12 protein-coding genes are annotated in these 16,836 nt (G+C 70.1%); 5 read left to right on the top strand and 7 right to left on the bottom strand.

Features of this window, described 5'->3' with window-relative positions; translation table 11 throughout:
• Position 1 precedes the first annotated feature (1 nt).
• Together pyk and E1J50_RS07705 are read right to left on the bottom strand one after the other, a co-directional pair.
• The gene (gene pyk, locus E1J50_RS07700; protein WP_132252129.1) at positions 2–1,417 is read right to left on the bottom strand and encodes a pyruvate kinase; all 1,416 of its coding nucleotides are present in this window, start codon (positions 1,415–1,417) and stop codon (positions 2–4) included.
• A gap of 85 nt (positions 1,418–1,502) precedes the next feature.
• Positions 1,503–2,801 carry an MFS transporter gene (locus E1J50_RS07705; protein WP_132252131.1) on the bottom strand — a complete coding sequence of 433 codons (1,299 nt, stop codon included), beginning with the start codon at positions 2,799–2,801 and terminating at the stop codon, positions 1,503–1,505.
• Between the two features lie 303 nt (positions 2,802–3,104).
• On the opposite strand from E1J50_RS07705, the gene E1J50_RS07710 reads away from it, so the two are divergent.
• From E1J50_RS07710 to E1J50_RS07720, 3 genes are all read left to right on the top strand, one after another.
• Positions 3,105–3,926, top strand: a complete 822-nt coding sequence (locus tag E1J50_RS07710; RefSeq protein ID WP_132252134.1) for a GntR family transcriptional regulator — start codon at positions 3,105–3,107, stop codon at positions 3,924–3,926.
• A gap of 334 nt (positions 3,927–4,260) precedes the next feature.
• Complete coding sequence (locus E1J50_RS07715; protein ID WP_132252136.1) at positions 4,261–6,717, top strand: glycosyltransferase; 2,457 nt, start codon at positions 4,261–4,263, stop codon at positions 6,715–6,717.
• Positions 6,714–7,454 carry an aldolase/citrate lyase family protein gene (locus E1J50_RS07720; protein ID WP_165937814.1) on the top strand — a complete coding sequence of 247 codons (741 nt, stop codon included), beginning with the start codon at positions 6,714–6,716 and terminating at the stop codon, positions 7,452–7,454. The genes E1J50_RS07715 and E1J50_RS07720 overlap by 4 nt, the downstream gene beginning before the upstream one ends.
• A 73-nt stretch (positions 7,455–7,527) precedes the next feature.
• Here the strand turns inward: E1J50_RS07720 and E1J50_RS07725 are convergent, their stop codons facing one another.
• The 5 genes from E1J50_RS07725 to E1J50_RS07745 all read right to left on the bottom strand — a co-directional run bounded on the left by E1J50_RS07725 (position 7,528) and on the right by E1J50_RS07745 (position 12,750).
• Positions 7,528–8,259 (bottom strand): DUF2270 domain-containing protein, encoded by a 732-nt coding sequence (locus E1J50_RS07725; RefSeq protein WP_132252141.1) that lies wholly within the window; start codon positions 8,257–8,259, stop codon positions 7,528–7,530.
• A 107-nt stretch (positions 8,260–8,366) separates the two neighbouring features.
• Positions 8,367–9,362 (bottom strand): tripartite tricarboxylate transporter substrate-binding protein, encoded by a 996-nt coding sequence (locus E1J50_RS07730; RefSeq protein ID WP_132252143.1) that lies wholly within the window; start codon positions 9,360–9,362, stop codon positions 8,367–8,369.
• A 55-nt stretch (positions 9,363–9,417) separates the two neighbouring features.
• Entirely contained in the window at positions 9,418–10,923 is a 1,506-nt protein-coding gene (locus E1J50_RS07735; protein WP_132252146.1) for a tripartite tricarboxylate transporter permease, read from the bottom strand.
• A gap of 28 nt (positions 10,924–10,951) precedes the next feature.
• Complete coding sequence (locus E1J50_RS07740) at positions 10,952–11,614, bottom strand: tripartite tricarboxylate transporter TctB family protein (RefSeq protein WP_132252148.1); 663 nt, start codon at positions 11,612–11,614, stop codon at positions 10,952–10,954.
• 125 nt (positions 11,615–11,739) lie between these two features.
• Positions 11,740–12,750, bottom strand: coding sequence for a Bug family tripartite tricarboxylate transporter substrate binding protein (locus tag E1J50_RS07745; RefSeq protein ID WP_132252194.1), 1,011 nt, complete (start codon positions 12,748–12,750; stop codon positions 11,740–11,742).
• Positions 12,751–12,997: 247 nt separating this feature from the next.
• Between E1J50_RS07745 and E1J50_RS07750 the strand changes: the two genes are divergently transcribed.
• Together E1J50_RS07750 and E1J50_RS07755 are read left to right on the top strand one after the other, a co-directional pair.
• A complete protein-coding gene (locus E1J50_RS07750) occupies positions 12,998–13,354 on the top strand; it encodes a hypothetical protein (protein WP_132252150.1) in 357 nt (118 codons plus the stop codon).
• Between the two features lie 565 nt (positions 13,355–13,919).
• Entirely contained in the window at positions 13,920–16,769 is a 2,850-nt protein-coding gene (locus tag E1J50_RS07755) for an Rne/Rng family ribonuclease (protein WP_132252152.1), read from the top strand.
• Positions 16,770–16,836: the final 67 nt, after the last annotated feature.

A 16,836-nucleotide genomic window follows, 5' to 3' on the forward strand; every position in this document is an offset into this window, starting at 1 on the left:
CTCACGGAATCTCGAGCACCCGCAGGTTGTTGGTCGTCCCTGCCCGGCCGAAGGGAATTCCGGCCACCACGACGATGTGCTCGTGGGAGCGGGCGTAGCCGTGCCGCACCGCCTCGGCCGAGGCGAGGTCGACCATCTCCTCGTAGGAAGCGATGTCCGCGGAGAGCACGCTCTGCGTACCCCAGAGCAGGCAAAGCTGACGCGAGACCAGTTCCGACGGCGTCATCGCCAGGATCGGGACGGGCGAGCGGCGTCGCGCGCTTCGGGCCGCCGTGGTCCCGCTCAGGGTGAAGGCGACGAGGCCCGCCGCATGGATCGATTCCGCGAGGCCGGAGGCGGCCGTGGCGACCGCGTGGGGCGGGCTCTCCTCGTCACCCGGCTCGGAAGCCGAGACGAGCGAGGGATAGAGGCGGTGCGCCTCGGTGCGCCGGATGATGCGGTCCATCATGGCGACCGCCTCGACGGGATAGCGGCCGGTCGCGGATTCGGCCGACAGCATCACGGCGTCCGCCCCGTCGAAGATCGCCGTCGCGACGTCGGACGCCTCCGCCCGCGTCGGCGTCGGAGCGGCCACCATCGAGTCGAGCATCTGGGTCGCCACGATGACGGGCTTGGCCGCGACGCGGCAGGCCCGGATCAACTCCTTCTGGCGGCCGGGCACGTCCTCCGGCGGGATCTCGACGCCGAGATCGCCGCGGGCAACCATCACGGAATCCGAGAGGCGGATGATGTCGCCGATCCGGTCGAGGGCCTGCGGCTTCTCGATCTTCACCATCAGGCCCGCCCGGCCATTCACGAGTGCCCTCCCCTCCAGCACGTCGGAGGGCGTCTGCACGAAGGAGAGCGCCACCCAATCGACCCCGAGTTCGAGGCCGAAGGCGAGGTCGTCGCGGTCCTTCCGGGTCAGGGGCGAGATGTCGAGGAGCGTGCCCGGCAGGTTGACGCCCTTGCGGTTCGAGATCGCCCCGCCGACGACAACCTCCGCCTCGATCACGTCGCTTTCCAGCCCCGTGACGCGCACGCGCACCCGTCCGTCGTCGATCAGCAGGTCCTGCCCCGGCGCGACGGCCCGGAAGATCTCGGGATGGGGCAGCGGGATCGCATCCCGGTCGCCGTCGCTTCCGGCGAGCACGAAGCGGACGGGATCACCCGTCTCGATGCGAAAGCCGCCGTCCTTGAGGGTGCCGAGGCGGATCTTCGGACCCTGAAGGTCCTGCAGGATGCCGATCGGGCAACCGACCTCCCGCTCCAGCGCGCGGATCGCCCCGTGGACGCGGGCGTGATCCTCGCGCCCGCCATGGCTGAAGTTCAGCCGGAATGTGTCGACGCCGGCCTCGAACAGGGCCTTGAGCATCTCGGGCGAGGAACTCGCCGGGCCGACGGTCGCGACGATCTTGGCGTGGCGGTGTCTGAGCATCGGCGGCTCCTGCCGTTCGGCGGCGCGGGCCAAGTCGGCCCGCGCTTCGCGGCGGGTGCCGGCGAAGCACCCGCTCGCCCCGACCTTACTCGGCCGGGACGGGCCGCGGCGTCAACGCCTCAGGCTCCACCGCGAAGGGCCGCTCGGGATGCATCGTGAAGGCCAGCGCCGCGCCGATGACGAGGAGCCCGATCGAGCCGGCAAACGGCAGGATCCAGTTGCCGGTGACGTCGACGATCCACCCGAAGGTGAGCGGCGAGACGATCGCCGCGAAGGCCGAGCCGAAGTTCATCAGCCCGCTCGCGGTGCCGGCATATTGCGGGGCGATGTCCATCGGCACCGACCAGATCGGGCCGATCACGAGTTCGAGGAAGAAGAACCCGCCGCTAAGGAGCAGCGCGATCAAGGTCAGCTCCTTGGTGAAGAACACGCCCGCGAGGCAGGCCGCGGCGCCGAGCATGCCGAGGCAGATCACGTTGCGGCGGGCCTTCTGCAGGTCGCCGGTCTTCTTCAGGATGCGGTCGCTCGCCACGCCGCCGAGCGTGTCGCCGATGACGCCCGCGAAGAACACGCCCGAGGCGAACAGGGCGGAGTTCTTGATGTCGAGGCCATAGCCGTCCTTGAAGAACGAGGGCAGCCAGTTGAGGTAGAGCCAGAGCGACCAGCCGTAGCAGAAATAGGTCAGCGTCACCGGCGCCATCCGCGGCACGAGCCGGCGCCAGGGCACGGGCGGCTTCGGAGCGGCCGGCTTGCGGTCGCGGATCGAGAGGCGCTCCAGGTCCTCGGCGGTGATCGCCTTATGCTCGCGCGGATCGTCCCGGTAGTAGAAGAACCACACCGCCACCCAGGCGAAGCTGACGAAGCCCAGCAGCACGAAGGCGCCGCGCCAGCCCAGATAGGCCATCAGCAGGACGACCAGCGGCGGCGTGACGGCATTGCCGAAACGGGCGAAGGAGTGCGTGATGCCCTGCGCGAAGCCGCGCTGGTCGGCTGCGACCCAGGATTGCATCGCCCGCGTCGCCGTCGGGAAGGTGGCCCCCTCGCCGAAGCCGAGGACGAAGCGGGCGAGGAACAGCGAGACCACGCCGCCGACGAAGCCCGTGGCAATCGTCGCCGCGGCCCAGATCAAGCCGCAGATGAAGAGCGTGCGCCGCGCGCCCCATTTGTCGGCCATGGCGCCGCCGACGATCTGGAACACCGCGTAGGGATAGGCGAAGGCCGAGAAGATCAGCCCGAGCTGCGTGTTGGTGAGCCCGAGCTCGGCCTTGATGGCAGGGGCGGCCGTGCCGACATTCACCCGGTCGACATAGGTGATGAAATACATCAGGCAGAGCAGGAACAGCACCATGCCCGGCGCGGTGACGCGTCTGGGTATCGTTATCATCCGTTTCCTCCGGCGGCGTGCCTGCGGCGCGGGTCTGAGGCCGGGCTCGCACTGGTCGAATTCTTGTTTTGCGCGGCTTTCGCCCACCTGCCGTGATGTCGCCCCTCCCGAGCGGGGCAGAAGCGAGCGGCGTTCAGAGCGTCAGGCGTGAAGGCACATCCTCGCGGCGGGCCGGGTTCGGCCGCAGCCGCCCGATCTGGTCTTGTCGCGCCCTAAAATGCATTCATTTTTCAGGCCCGCAAGAACTATCTTGTCGTCAGATCGCCAATCGACGCGCCCCAGCGCCACTGCTACGGTTCCGCCATGGCCAACACCTCGACCCTCGGCCGAACCACCCTTCTCGATCGGCAGGACGGCCGCTCGCAGGTCGTCGCACCTTTCGATCCGAGCAGCGAAGGGGTGCCGCCCCGTGGGCGAGGAAGCGGGACGCTGCCGGGGCGCGATGCACCCGCCGGGCACCTCCACGGCGAGGTGCTGACGCGGCTGCGCGACTACATCGTCGAGGGCGAATTGCCCGCAGGCGCCCGGGTGCCCGAGCGCCTGCTCTGCGAGCGCTTAGGCATCTCGCGCACGCCCCTGCGCGAGGCTCTCAAGGTCCTTGCGGCAGAGGGGCTGATCGACCTCCTGCCGAATCGGGGCGCGCGCGTGCGCCGGCTCGACGAGAGCGAGCTGATCGAGCTGTTCGACGTGATGGGTGGCCTCGAGGCCCTTGCTGGGCGCCTAGCCTGCGAGAACCTGACCGACGTGGATTTCGATGCGATCGAACGGCTGCACCACGAGATGTACGGCCACTACCTGCGCCGCGATCTGCACGGGTACTTCGCCTGCAACCAAGCGATCCACCAAGCCATCGTAACCGCGGCGCGCAACGCCACTCTCAGCGCGACCTACGCGACCTTCGCCGGGCGAGTCCGGCGGGCGCGCTACTCCGCCAATCTCGACGCGGACCGGGACCGCTGGGGAGAGGCGATGCGCGAGCACGAGGAGATCCTCGACGCCCTTCACCGGCGGGCGGGGGCGGAGCTCAGCGACATCCTGTTCCGGCACCTGCGCAACAAGTACCGGTCGGCCGCCCGACAGACGGCCGAACGCGTACAGGCCAAACCTGTCCACGATCTCACCTGAGGGAGCCGCTGGACGCCACTCAGGCCAGAAAATTGAATTCAATTTTCGAGCCTGATCCTACGCCACGGTCGAACAACACTTGCGTTCGACACCGCACCTGAGGGATGGCACGCGTGTTCAAGGCGAAGCTGCGATGGCATCAAATCGGCAACACAATTGTGCCGATCCTGGATTAGGGCGTGCACAAGATTAGTCCGACTGTTAAGACCTGTGAGCGATCTGAGGAACATGCGTCGCGTCGGGCTGCTCCTTGAAGATTCCTGCTCTCCATAGGTGGGTCCTCCGGTCCCGTCGCAGACGGCCGAGCGCGCCGCCGCCGGCCCTCCCGCCCGACATGCGCGGCAATTTCGACGGTCTCCGGGACGGCGTCCTGAACGGCTGGGCCTTCGATCCGCAGCGGCCGGACAACTATGTCGGCATTGAGCTTTGGGTCGACGGCCTGCTCCTGCGCGAGCACCGGGCCGACCGATTCCGATCGGACCTACGGGCGGCTGGGATCGGTTCCGGCTCACACGCCTTCATGATCCGCATCGACGATGCGATCCGCCGGCACGCGTCGAAGCCGGGCGCCCGCCTCGAGCTCCGCACCGCGAGCGATCCGCCCCTGATCCTCGCACAGGTCAGTCTCTCCGAGACGTTTCGGCCCGATCGGGCCGATCCGACGCCGGACTCGATCCTTCGCCTTCAGGCGCAGGTCCTTCGCGCGGCCGCCGCGCGGCCGGACGGCGCGGCGCGGTGTCCGGCTCGCGGTGAGGCGGCGCGCTCGCCCCTCTACCTGAAACTCCTGCGCGGCGAGGGAGCGGATTGCGCCGGAACGGGAAACGGCCGCGATGCCCGGCCGCGCCTCTCGCCCTTCGCTGCGCAATTGCGCGAGCGAATGGGCCTGAGGAAGCAATTCCCGGAACCCTCGGATCGCGACCATCTCTACCGCTGGTACATCGACCATTACGCGGGCAAGCGCCCCTTCCGCGCGCCGCTCAGCGCGGAGGAGATCGCCTATCTCAACGAGCCGATCGTCCTCGGCGGTCAGCGCTACGCCCTGTCCCGGGCGGCGCTCTGGTACGCGCTCGAGGATGACGGCGTCCGCTCCGTCCTCGACCTGTCGAGCGAGCAGGGGTACCGGCGCGTCCTGTACTGGTGGGCCTGCAACAGGGCGCCCGCCCTCAACGTCGAGGATTGCCTCGTCTCGTACCGGCAGGCTGCCTTCCTCCAGGCCGTGCCGGGTGCCGAGTGCGGCGGATTCCTGCCCTTCTCGCGCTTCATCGAGGAGGCGCTCGATCGAAACCCGAACCTCGCCTTCGTCCGCGACACGGGCGACTTCCAGACGCGGATCGCCTGCCATTACGCCGTGCTGCTCGACGCGGCCGAGGAGCCGGGCCTCCTGCGCTTCGTCCCGCGCGAGGTGCTGGAGCATTTCCTGCTGGGACCCGAACCGCAATTCGACGCGGTCGGCGCGACCCTCTCAGCTGCGAACGATGGCACGCCGTATCCCGACCGCGAGACCTATCTCGCCGTCGTCGCCGCCCACGGATTCGACATCGAGCGCCAAGCGTTCGCGACGGTCTCCCACGACGGTGACCGGATCGATGCGGCTCACCTGACGGCCAGTTCGCCGCCCGATGTCATACCGTTCGTGCAGGTGGTCGCGCCCTTCGACAAGGCCTCCGGGCTTGCCACCGCGGCGCGCTCGACCCGGTCCGTGCTGCTCGCCTCGGGGCTCCCCTGCCGCTTCGCCAATTTCTCCCTCGAGAATCCGCAGCCGGCCGTCGCCGACGACAATCACGTCCGCCACGTGGCGCAGGGTGCGGTCGTCAACATCATCCACGTCAATCCGGACCTGCTGCCGCTGGTCTACGCGCATTCGCCGGACGTCTTCACCGACGCCTACAACATCGGGTTCTTCTTCTGGGAGCTCGACCGGATCGCCGCGAACCACCGGCTCGCCCTCGATCTCGTCGACGAGATCTGGGTCGCGTCCGAGTACAACCGGCGCTGCTTCGAGGCGGCGACGAACAAGCCGGTCCGCAACATGCGGCTCGCGCTGCCGCCGCTCGCGCCGGACGGCGCGTCCAGGGCGCGAACCCTGATGCAGGGCCTCTTCGGCACTACAGCCGACGATTTCGTGTTCTTCACCTCCTACGATTCGTTCTCCTACACCTCGCGCAAGAACCCGACGGCGGTGATCGAGGCGTTTCGGGCGGCCTTTCCGACCGACAGCGGGGTCCGACTGATCATCAAGACGCACAATGCCGCGACGCTGAGCGATCCCGGCACTCTGCGCGCTTGGCGCAAGATCGCGGATGCCTGCGACGCGGATGCCCGTATCGCGATCATCGACCGAACCATGCGCCACGAGGAGGTGCTCGATCTGATCGCGGCGGCGGATTGCTACGTCTCGCTCCATCGCTCCGAAGGGTTCGGCCTCGGCATGCTGGAGGCGATGCAGCGGCGCACCCCGGTCGTCTGCACGCACTATTCCGGGAATGCGGATTTCTGCACGTCGGAGACGGCTTGGCCGGTCGCGTTCGACATCGTGCCGACGGGCGCCGACGAATACGCCTACGTCGAACCGGGCCACGTCTGGGCCGATCCTCGACACGACAGCGCCGTCGAGGCGCTGCGGGCAGTGCGTCGCGAGCACGCGGAGCGCGCGCGCCGCGTCGAGAATGCGGCCCGCCTCGTCGGTTCATCCTACGAGCCGGCCGCCCTCGTGACGCTCTACCGGTCCCGAATCGACAGCATCCTGGCGGCTCGCGGCACCGCCGCGCCGCGGGAAGCCGCGCTGGCGTGAGCATCCGCTCCCTCATCGTCGTGACCTGCGGACGGCCGGACGGCGTCGCGGAGGCGCTCGCCGCGGGCGCGGATGCCTGCGTGCTCGACCTCGGCACGGAGAGCGGAGGCGCCCGGAACGCGGCCCGTGCGGCTGCCGCCGAGCCTCTCGCATGCGGGCGGGCGGACAGGGCCGCGACGCGACTCTTCGTCGGGATCGGCCGCCTCGACGCCGGCAAGACGGATGCGGATCTCGCGGCTCTGATGGGCTTTGCGCCGGACGGCATCGTCCTCGCCACGGGCAGCGGCCGCGACGTCGCGGCCCTCGGCGCGCGTCTCGCGGTTCACGAAGCTTTGGCCGGCCTGCCAGATGGGTCGACGCGGATCCTCGCCGCCGCGCATACGGCCGCCGACATCCTCGCCTTGCCGAGCCTGCCGGGCGCGTCCGGGCGGCTCGCCGGCCTGACCTGGGACGTCGGCGCCCTCGCCGCCGACCTCCGCGTCGATGTTTTCGGCACCGGGAGCGCGGATTGGCCGAGCCCCTGCCGGCATGCCCGCGACCGCCTCCTCATCACCGCCGCGGCCGCAGGCCTCCCGGCCTTCGACACGGCGGAGCCGCACTTCGCCGATCGCGGTGGAGCCGAATGCGCCGCCCGTGCTGCCGCCCGCGACGGGTTCTCCGGCAAGCTCGCCGTCGATCCAGCCCATGTCCCCGCGATCAACACCGCATTCGGCAGGCTCGCCCAGCCGCCGGATTGATACCGCCGCCGGCGGCAGGACCCGCACGGTTCCGGGGTCCGCGAAGCCGGGAAGGCCGCTCCCGAGGCGCGCCTCAGACATGGACCGGCCCCTCGTCCCGCTCCCGCTCTCCGATGACCGAGCGGAGCACGAATATGGCGAGGCCGCCGTAGAAGGTCGCGACGAGACCGGCCACCAGCCAGCCCGGGAGGGGGCCGAGCGCCGCGTTCTCGAGAATGTCCCGGATCGCATGGTTCGTCCCGGCGGGGCTGCTGCCGGGCTGAAGCGAAGGCGACGTGATCTTGAGCACCCAGGCGAAGAGCAGGATCAGGAACATCCAGCCGTAATTGCGCCGCAGGCGGCGGGCGACGGCAGCTGCCAGCGAAATGCGGAAGCTCGGGCGCCGAAGGCTGTCGCCGAGGTCGCGAGTCCAGTCGAGGGTGCCGCCGGGGAGCGGCGCGAAGATCTGGGCGTAGTAGAAGCGCTCCAGACGCCGGACGCGGGCCCGGTAAACGTCGAAGAACCGGTACCGGCGCGCCTCGATGGCGAGGAGCAGCAGCACGAGCAGCATCGCGAAGAGCAGTACGCCGTGATGCGCGGTCGGCGTCGAGAGCGAGACCGAGAGCATCGCGGCGATCACCGTGATCGCCCAGTTAGTGGTGCGGTCGATCCGGTCCCGCCAGCCGGCCATGCGGCCGATCTCGGCGCGGTGGTAATGGGCGAGGACCGTGATGATCTCGCCGGACCCGCGCGGTTGCGGCACGGGGCCGGGAGGTCCTTCATGGTGAGGCCCGGCCAGGGGCTCTGGGAGCGGCGCGCGGCTCATATCATTCTACGAGCGGCCCTTCCCGAAGTTGCAGGGAGGGGCCGGCGCGTGCGGGTGGGGACGCCCGGCGCGGCCCCGCACGGAGGCGCAGCGCCGGGCGGACCTTGCTACTGGCCGCTCTCCACGGCCGCACGCAGGACCGGGGTCCATCGGGCGACCTCGCTCTCCACGAGCTTCTGCAGGGCGGCCGGACCGCGCTCGGCGACGGGCGGAACGGTGCCGCCGAGGTCGAGGATGCGCTTGCGGGTCGACTCGTCCTCCAGGGCCTTGCCCAGCGCGTTCACGAGGGCGGCCGAGACGTCCTTCGGCAGACCCTTGGGCGCGAAGACCGCGTTCCAGGCGCTGACCTCGTAGCCCTCCAGGCCCGCTTCCTTGGTGGTCGGCACGTTCGGCAGCGCGGGCGACCGCTCGGGGGTCGCGATCGCGTAGGCCCTGATCGTGCCGCCGGTGATCTGGGGCGCCACGTTGACGATCTGGTCGGTCATGAAGTCGACTTGGCCCGCCATGAGGTCGTTCAGGGCCGGGCCCGTGCCGCGATAGACGACGAGAGTGGGCTTGGCGCCGACGATGGAGTCGAACAGCACGCCCGTCGAGTGGGAGACCGAGCCGACGCCGGCATGGGCCTGGTTGATCGAGGCGCCGCCCGCTTTGACCGCCGCGAGGAAGCCCTTCAGGTCGGTGGCCGCGAAATCCTTCTTGGCGACGATGACGATCGGCGTACCGGCCGCCATCCCGATCGGGTCGAAGCTCGTCGCGGGATCGTATTTCAGGCCCTTGAACAGGGCGGGCGCGGCCCCGTGCGTGCCCATATGGCCCATCATGATCGTGTAGCCGTCCGGCGTGGCCAGCGCGGCGCGGGTGATGCCTGTGGTTCCGCCGGCGCCCGTCACGTTCTCGATCACGACCTGCTGGCCGAGGGTCCGGGACATGTGGTCGGCCACGATCCGCGCGACGACGTCGGTCGGGCCGCCGGCGGCGAAGGGCACCACCATGGTGATCGGGCGCTGCGGATAGGCGTCGGCGCGGGCGCCCGTCGCCGCGAGGCCGAGCCCGGCCGCGGCGATGGCGAGGCCCGCGAGGCGGCGGGTGAGCGTTCGTGTCATCGTCGTAGGTCCTCCCAATTCGCTTTCTCGGCCCGGTCGCGCCACTCCGGCGCGATCAGGCCTCGCTGAAGACGTCGTCGCGGCTGCGGCGCAGCGACGGCATCAGGGCCGCGACCAGCATGATGATCGAGATGGCGAACAGCCCCGCGCAGATCGGACGTTCGAGGAACACCATCGCATCCCCGCGGGACAGCGTGAGCGCCCGACGCAGGTATTCCTCCATCAGCTTGCCGAGGACGAAGCCGAGCAGGAGCGGCGCCGGCTCGAAGCCGAACTTGATCAGCACGTAGCCGATCAGGCCGAACACGCCGATCAGCATCACGTCCGTCGGCAGCGCGTTGATCGAGTAGATGCCGATCGCGCAGAACATCAGGATTGCCGGGAACATCAGCCGGTAGGGCACCTTCAGGAGGCGCACCCAGACGCCGACGAGCGGCAGGTTGATGACGAGCAGCATCAGGTTGCCGAGCCACATCGAGGCGATCATGCCCCAGAACAGGTTCGGGTTCTTGGTCATCACGCCGGGGCCCGGCACGATGCCGTGGATCGTCATGGCGCCGACCATCAGGGCCATCACGGCGTTGGGCGGGATGCCGAGGGTCAGGAGCGGGATGAAGGAGGTCTGCGCTCCCGCGTTGTTGGCGCTCTCGGGGCCCGCCACGCCCTCGATGGCGCCGCGGCCGAAGCGGCTCGGATCGCGGGCGATGCGCTTCTCGACCGTGTAGGCCGCGAACGGCCCGAGCACGGCGCCGTTGCCCGGCAGGATGCCGAGCATCGAGCCGATGGCGGTGCCGCGCAGGATCGGGCCCGCCGCCTGCCGGAGATCCTCCCGGCCGGGCAGGAGGCGACCGATATGCTGGCGCACCACGTCGCGGGTCTCGGTGTGGTCGAGGTTGCGCAGGATCTCGGCGATGCCGAACAAGCCCATCGCGAGGACCGAGAAGTCGATCCCGTCCGTCAGGAAGGCGAAGCCGAAGGTCAAGCGCTCCTGGCCGGTCTCGAGGTCCGTGCCCACCGTGGCGAGCAGGATCCCGACGAGGATCATCGCCACCGCCTTGAGGATGGAGCCGCGCGCCAGCACCACCGCGAAGACGAGGCCCATCACCATCAGGGCGAAATACTCGGCCGGGCCGAAGACGAGGGCGAGCCGGGTGAGCGGCGCGCCGATCGCCGCGATCAGCATGGTCGCCACCGTGCCGGCGCAGAAGGAGCCGATCGCCGCGATGCCGAGCGCGATGCCGGCCCGTCCCTGGCGGGCCATCTGGTGCCCGTCGAGGGTCGTGATGACGGATGTCGCCTCGCCCGGGATGTTGACGAGGATCGCCGTGGTCGAGCCGCCGTACTGCGCCCCGTAATAAATGCCCGCCAGCATGATCAGCGCGCCCACCGGATCGAGCCCGAAGGTGATCGGCAGGAGCATCGCGATCGTGGCGATCGGCCCGACGCCGGGCAGCACGCCGATCAGCGTGCCGACGAGGCAGCCGAGGAAGCAGAGCGCGAGGTTCTGCAGGCTGAGCGCGATCGAGAAGCCGAGCCCGAGATTGGAGACGAGATCCGACACAGCCGGGGGTTCCTTGGATGGATCGCGCTCAGGTCGTCAGCGAATGGGTGGCGACGTCGACGCCCTCGCGCCGTTGGCCTCGTCCGAGGACGAGCAGGGCGAGGCCCCCGACGCAGAGGAGCCCGGCCGCGAGGCGCAGGAGCGTGCGCGAGGACAGCGTGCCCGAGAGCGCGTCGACGAGGGCAACCGGGAAGATCGGGATCGGCAGATTGAGGAGATCGCCGAAGAGCAGCATGCAGCCGGCGGTGAGGAACAGAGCCAGGATGAGGAGTTCCCGCAGGCGGGCTTCAGGCGTGGCGTAGCCGCCGACGATCACGGCGAGAGGCCCTGCCACGATCAGACCGAGGCCGGGAGTCGCGACGGGACCGAGGCTGAAGGGGCGGATCGTGACGGCGAAGGCGAGGATCGCCAGGGTGACGACCACGGGGCCGCGCCACGCGGCGCCCGCCAGCGGCTCGCCGTCCCTGACGAAGGAGACCGCGACGAGGGCGAGGCCGCAGATCCCGACGCCGATCGAGAGCCAGCGCGGCATCAATCCCGGCCCCATGGCCCGGAGCGTACCCTGCGGCAGGTCGCTCCCGGCCCAGAGCCCGAACAGCGCGAGGGCCACCAGGCCGAGACCCGCTACCAGGCTCTGCGGTGCGCGCACGATGCCACGGCCCGGTTCGCGGCCGTGGTCCAGCTCGCTCATCTCGTTTCCTCCTCACGCCGCGATCTTCGGCTGCCGCCTTGCCCGGCGGATCTGCCGAAGACTGTGCCACGTCTTGCCTGTCCCGTCGCGAGGACGCCGACGGTTTTCCCAAGCGGCTCGTCCGCTCATTCCGTCTGAACGCCGGCTTCCTTGACGACCGGCGCCCATTTCGCGGCCTCGGCCTTCACGTGGTCGGCGAGGGTTTCCGGGCTCGAACCGACGATCGTGGCACTGAAGGCCTGCATCCGCTCGATCACGGTCGGGTCCTTGAGGGCCTTGAGCGCCGCCGCATTGAGCGCGTCGATGACCGGCCGTGGGGTCTTGGCCGGGGCGAAGAGCGCATTCCAGGTGTAGGTCTCGTAGCCCGGCAGCCCGGCCTCGGCGATCGTCGGCATGTCGGGGAAGGAAGGCGCCCGCTCCTTGGTCGTCACCGCGACGCCGCGCAGCGTCCCGGCCCGGATGAATTCCGAGGACGAGGGTAGGTTGTCGAACATGATCGGCACCTGTCCCGCCACGACGTCGTTCAGGGCGGGTCCGGCGCCGCGATAGGGGATGTGCTGCATCTGAACGCCGGCCATGCTCTTGAAGAGCTCGCCCGAGAGATGAAGCGGCGTCCCGTTGCCCGACGAGGCATAATTGTACTTGCCCGGCTCCGCCTTCAGCAGCGCGATCAGCTCCGGCACGGTCTTGGCCGACAGGTTCGGGTTCACGACAAGGACGTTCGGCACCACGGCGAGGAGCGAGACGGGCGCGAAATCGGCGATCGGGTCGTAGGGCTTGCGCTTCAGGATCAGGGGGTTGAGGGCGTGGGTGGCCACCGTGCCCATCAGGATCGCGTAGCCGTCCGGATCGGCCTTGGCGACGCGGCTCGCCCCGACATTGCCACCCGCGCCGACGACATTCTCCACCACGACCTGCTGGCCGAGAGATTCCGACATCTTCTGCGCGACGAGCCGGGCAACCACGTCCGTCGAGCCGCCGGCCGCGAAGGGCACGATCAGGGTGATGGGGCGGGTCGGGAAGGTCGCCTGTGCCCGGGCCGCCCCGGCGGTGAACGGCAGGGCCGCGAGGCAGGCTCCGGCCAGCGTCAGACCCAGAAACCCGCGGCGCCTCACGAGCGCACGGCGCCCCGGCATCCCATCCACCATCGAGCCACTCCTCAAGCCGGCCGTTCCGTCCCGGCGCCCGCCTTCGATGGGCGGGTCGCGCGAGCGGCATTCTGGTCCGGCCGAGCCGAGCCCGTAAAGGTGAGCACGGGGGCGGAACTGCCGAGATGCGCTTGAAAGTGTTGAGCGATTGTCACGGATTAAACCCGCCGCCTTCGGAGCGGCTGTCGTCTGATGCCCGCCATGCTAGGGTCGCGCCGCCCACGGAGACCGCTTCATGCGCCTGCCCCTGCTCGCCGCCTTCCTCCTCCTCGCCGGCCCGCTGACGGCGGCAGCGCAGGTCGATCCCTCGCCGAACAAGCGGCGGCCGATCGCACCGAGCGCCGCCGGAGCCGCACAGTCGGCGCCCGCGACGCCCGAGGAGATGGAGGCGCGCCGCGATCGCGCCGACACCGAGCGCAAGTTGCAGGAGAAGGCTTTCGACGACCGCGTCCGCCGCGCGACCACCTCGATCTGCAGCGGCTGCATGTCGGGCGCCGCGGCGGCACCCCGCCGGTCGCGGGGCGCCGCCCCGGCCGGGGAGAGCGCGCCGGCCGATCCGGCCGAGGCGCCGCCTCGGCCCGCCGGACGGTAATGGGCCGCGCGGCCCAGTCTCTTCGGCCGGCGCCCTTGCCAAATGCCTGCGGCGATCTGTAATGATACGGACCCCTTCCCGGTCCCGGCGGTCCATTTCGCGACCCGCGGCCGAGCCTCCGGGCACAGACGTTGCGTCGCTCCCGGTCCCTCGCGGTGATCGCCGGACCCGTATCGGTCGTCGGGCGGGTGTCGGTAGACGTGGCGGAGTTTCTCTCGCCACACCGTTTTGGAATTCGCGACCGGCCGATGCCGGTCAGGATGTTTTCGCGAGGTCGGGGAAAGGATGAGCGCACGCACAGCATCGGTTGCCGTTGCTCGTGCCGCAGGCGCGCGTGTTTCACGTCGCGCCGGTTCGCTCGTCCCCTCGGCCATGTTCAACCCCAGGCGCGCCGACCACCGGCGCCGAGCGGCGGTTGACGGCAATCCCTTTCCCACAGCCCCCACGGCCCCGGTGACGAGGCCGTCGCGAGCGTTTCCCAACATGGCCCGCGGGCCGGGAGAGGCTCCACCGGGACGCCTCGGTCCAAGGTGTGCGACGTCGGCCGCCATGTCGAAAGTTCGTCATGGCCAACAACAAGATGCTCATCGATGCGATGCACCCGGAGGAGACCCGGGTCGTCACGGTTCACGGCTCTAGGGTCGAGGAATTCGACTTCGAGGCCGCCAACCGGCGTCAGCTTCGCGGCAACATCTACCTCGCCAAGGTGACCCGCGTGGAGCCCTCGCTCCAGGCGGCCTTCGTGGAGTACGGCGGCAACCGCCACGGCTTCCTCGCCTTCAACGAGATCCATCCCGACTATTACCAGATCCCCCTGGCCGACCGGCAGGCGCTCCTCGAAGACGAGGCGCGCGACGCCGAGGAGCATCGCGAGCGCGAGGAGCGCCGCCGCTCGTCCCGCCGCTCGCGCGGGCGCCGTGCCGAGGCAGCCTCGGCGCGCAACGCCGAGACTGTGAGCGCGGAGGACGCGGCGGAGACCGCTGCCGAGAACGACGAGCTGGTGGTGCCGGGCGGCGATGCCTCGGCCGATCTCCCCGAGGCGGCGCTCGCGGCCGGCGCGGAGGCGTCCTCCGAGACCGCCGAGGCATCCGCCTCGCCGGCGGAGGGGGGCGAGCCCCAGGCGGAGCGCGACGCGTCCGCCCCGGCGACCGAGGCGCCCGAGCCGGTGGCCGAAGGCCATCCCGAGCCCTCCGAGATCGGGGACGACTCCGACGAGGGATCGAGCACGGACGCGGCCGGCGCCGAGGAGGATGACGATTCGGACGAAGACGACGAGGACGACGACGCCTCCGATGACGACGAGGAATCGGACGAGGACGAGGAATCCGAGGACGGCGACGATCCGGATGCCGAGCCCAAGATCGCCCAGGTCGGCGGCAACGGCGACGCACTGGCCGAGATCCCCGAGCGGCCCCGCACCTACCGGCGCCATTACAAGATTCAGGAGGTGATCAAGCGTCGGCAGATCATCCTCGTTCAGGTCGTGAAGGAGGAGCGCGGCACCAAGGGCGCGGCGCTCACCACCTACCTGTCGCTCGCCGGGCGCTACTCCGTTCTGATGCCGAATACCGGCCGCGGCGGCGGCATCTCCCGCAAGATCACCTCCGCCGCCGACCGCAAGCGTCTCAAGGAAGTGGCGCAGGACCTCGAGGTGCCGGAGGGGATGGGCGTCATCCTCCGGACCGCCGGCGCGTCGCGCACCAAGCCCGAGATCAAGCGCGACTTCGAGTACCTGATGCGCCTCTGGGAGAGCGTGCGCGAGCTGACGCTGTCCTCGCAGGCCCCGGCGCTCGTCTACGAGGAGGGCTCGCTGATCAAGCGCGCCATCCGCGATCTCTACAACAAGGACTTGGAGGAGGTGCTGGTCTCGGGCGAGGACGCCTACCGGGAGGCCAAGGACTTCATGCGGATGCTGATGCCGACGCAGTCCAAGGTCGTGAAGCCCTACCGCGATCCGACGCCGATCTTCGCGCGCTACGGCATCGAGCAGCAGCTCGACGCGATGTTCTCGACCCACGTCTCGCTGAAGTCCGGCGGCTACCTCGTGATCAACCCGACCGAGGCGCTGGTCTCGATCGACGTGAACTCGGGGCGCGCCACCCGCGAGCACGATATCGAGGACACCGCGCTCAAGACGAACCTCGAGGCGGCCGAGGAGGTCTCCCGGCAATTGCGCCTGCGGGACCTCGCTGGCCTCATCGTCATCGACTTCATCGACATGGAGGAGAAGCGCAACAACCGCGCCGTCGAGAAGAAGCTCAACGAGTGCCTGAAGAACGATCGCGCCCGCATCCAGGTCGGCCGGATCTCGCCCTTCGGGCTCCTGGAGATGAGCCGCCAGCGCATCCGCACGGGCGTGCTGGAATCCTCCTCCATCCCTTGCGCTCATTGCGGCGGCTCGGGCTTCGTGCGCGCGACCTCGTCGGTGGCGCTTCACATCCTGCGCTCGATCGAGGAGGCGCTGCTCAAGTCGCAGAGCCACAACCTCGTCCTGCGCACCCGCACCGAGGTCGCCCTCTACATCCTCAACCAGAAGCGCGCGCATCTGCGCGAGCTTGAGGTCCGCTTCGGGGTGACCGTGACGATCGCGGCCGACGAGCGGCTCTCGGCCACCGCCGCCTACCAGCTCGACCGCGGCGAGCCTGCCCAGCGGGCCGAAGGGCCCGTGACCGGCGTTCGCGCCGTCGCCATCTCGCCATCCATGGCGGTCGACGACGAGATCGAGGAGGAGGATCTCGTCGAAGAGACGGCCGAGGAGGCCGAGGCCGGTTCCGACGAGGAGGCCCGCACCGAGGGCCGCGAGGAAGGCCGCGAGGAGGGCGACGGCCATCGCCGCCGCCGTCGCCGTCGCCGGCGCCGGGGCGGACGCTCCGAGGCGGGCGCCGACGAGAGCGAGGCGCAGTCGGGCGACGAGGACGGCGACGACGAGACCGTCGAGACCGCCGAGGGCGAGGAGAGCGCGGCGGACGCCTCCGAGGAAGCGCCGGCCGAGGCCGCTCGCCAGCCCGATGATGAGAATGGCGGACGCCGCCGCCGCCGCGGACGGCGGGGCGGTCGCGGCCGCTCGGAGGGCCGCGGGCAGGCGGCCGAGGGCGATGCGAGCGACGAAGTCGCGATTCTCTCGGCGGAAGAGCCCGTGAGCGCCGATGCGGTCGCCGAGGTCAACGCTGCGCCTGAAACGGCATCGGCCGAGCCGGTGCCGATGGAGGACGCGATCGAGCTGCCCGTCACGACGGGTCAGGGCGAGGACAAGCCGGAAGCCGCTGAAACGGCGGCCGCCGAGCCCGCGGCCGAGGTCCCGCCGGCGCCCGCCCGGGAGCCGGTCGCCGTGGTGCTGACACCGCCCGCCGACCCCGACCGGCCGAAGCGGGCTGGCTGGTGGTCCCGCACCAAGGCGGCGATCACGGGAGAGTGAAGGCGCAGCCCGCCCCGCGACCGTGAACATTCCTTGCGATGCCGCCCTGCCGAGATGCGGGGCGGCA

It is taken from the genome of Methylobacterium segetis, assembly GCF_004348265.1.
Classification (GTDB): Bacteria; Pseudomonadota; Alphaproteobacteria; order Rhizobiales; family Beijerinckiaceae; genus Methylobacterium; species Methylobacterium segetis.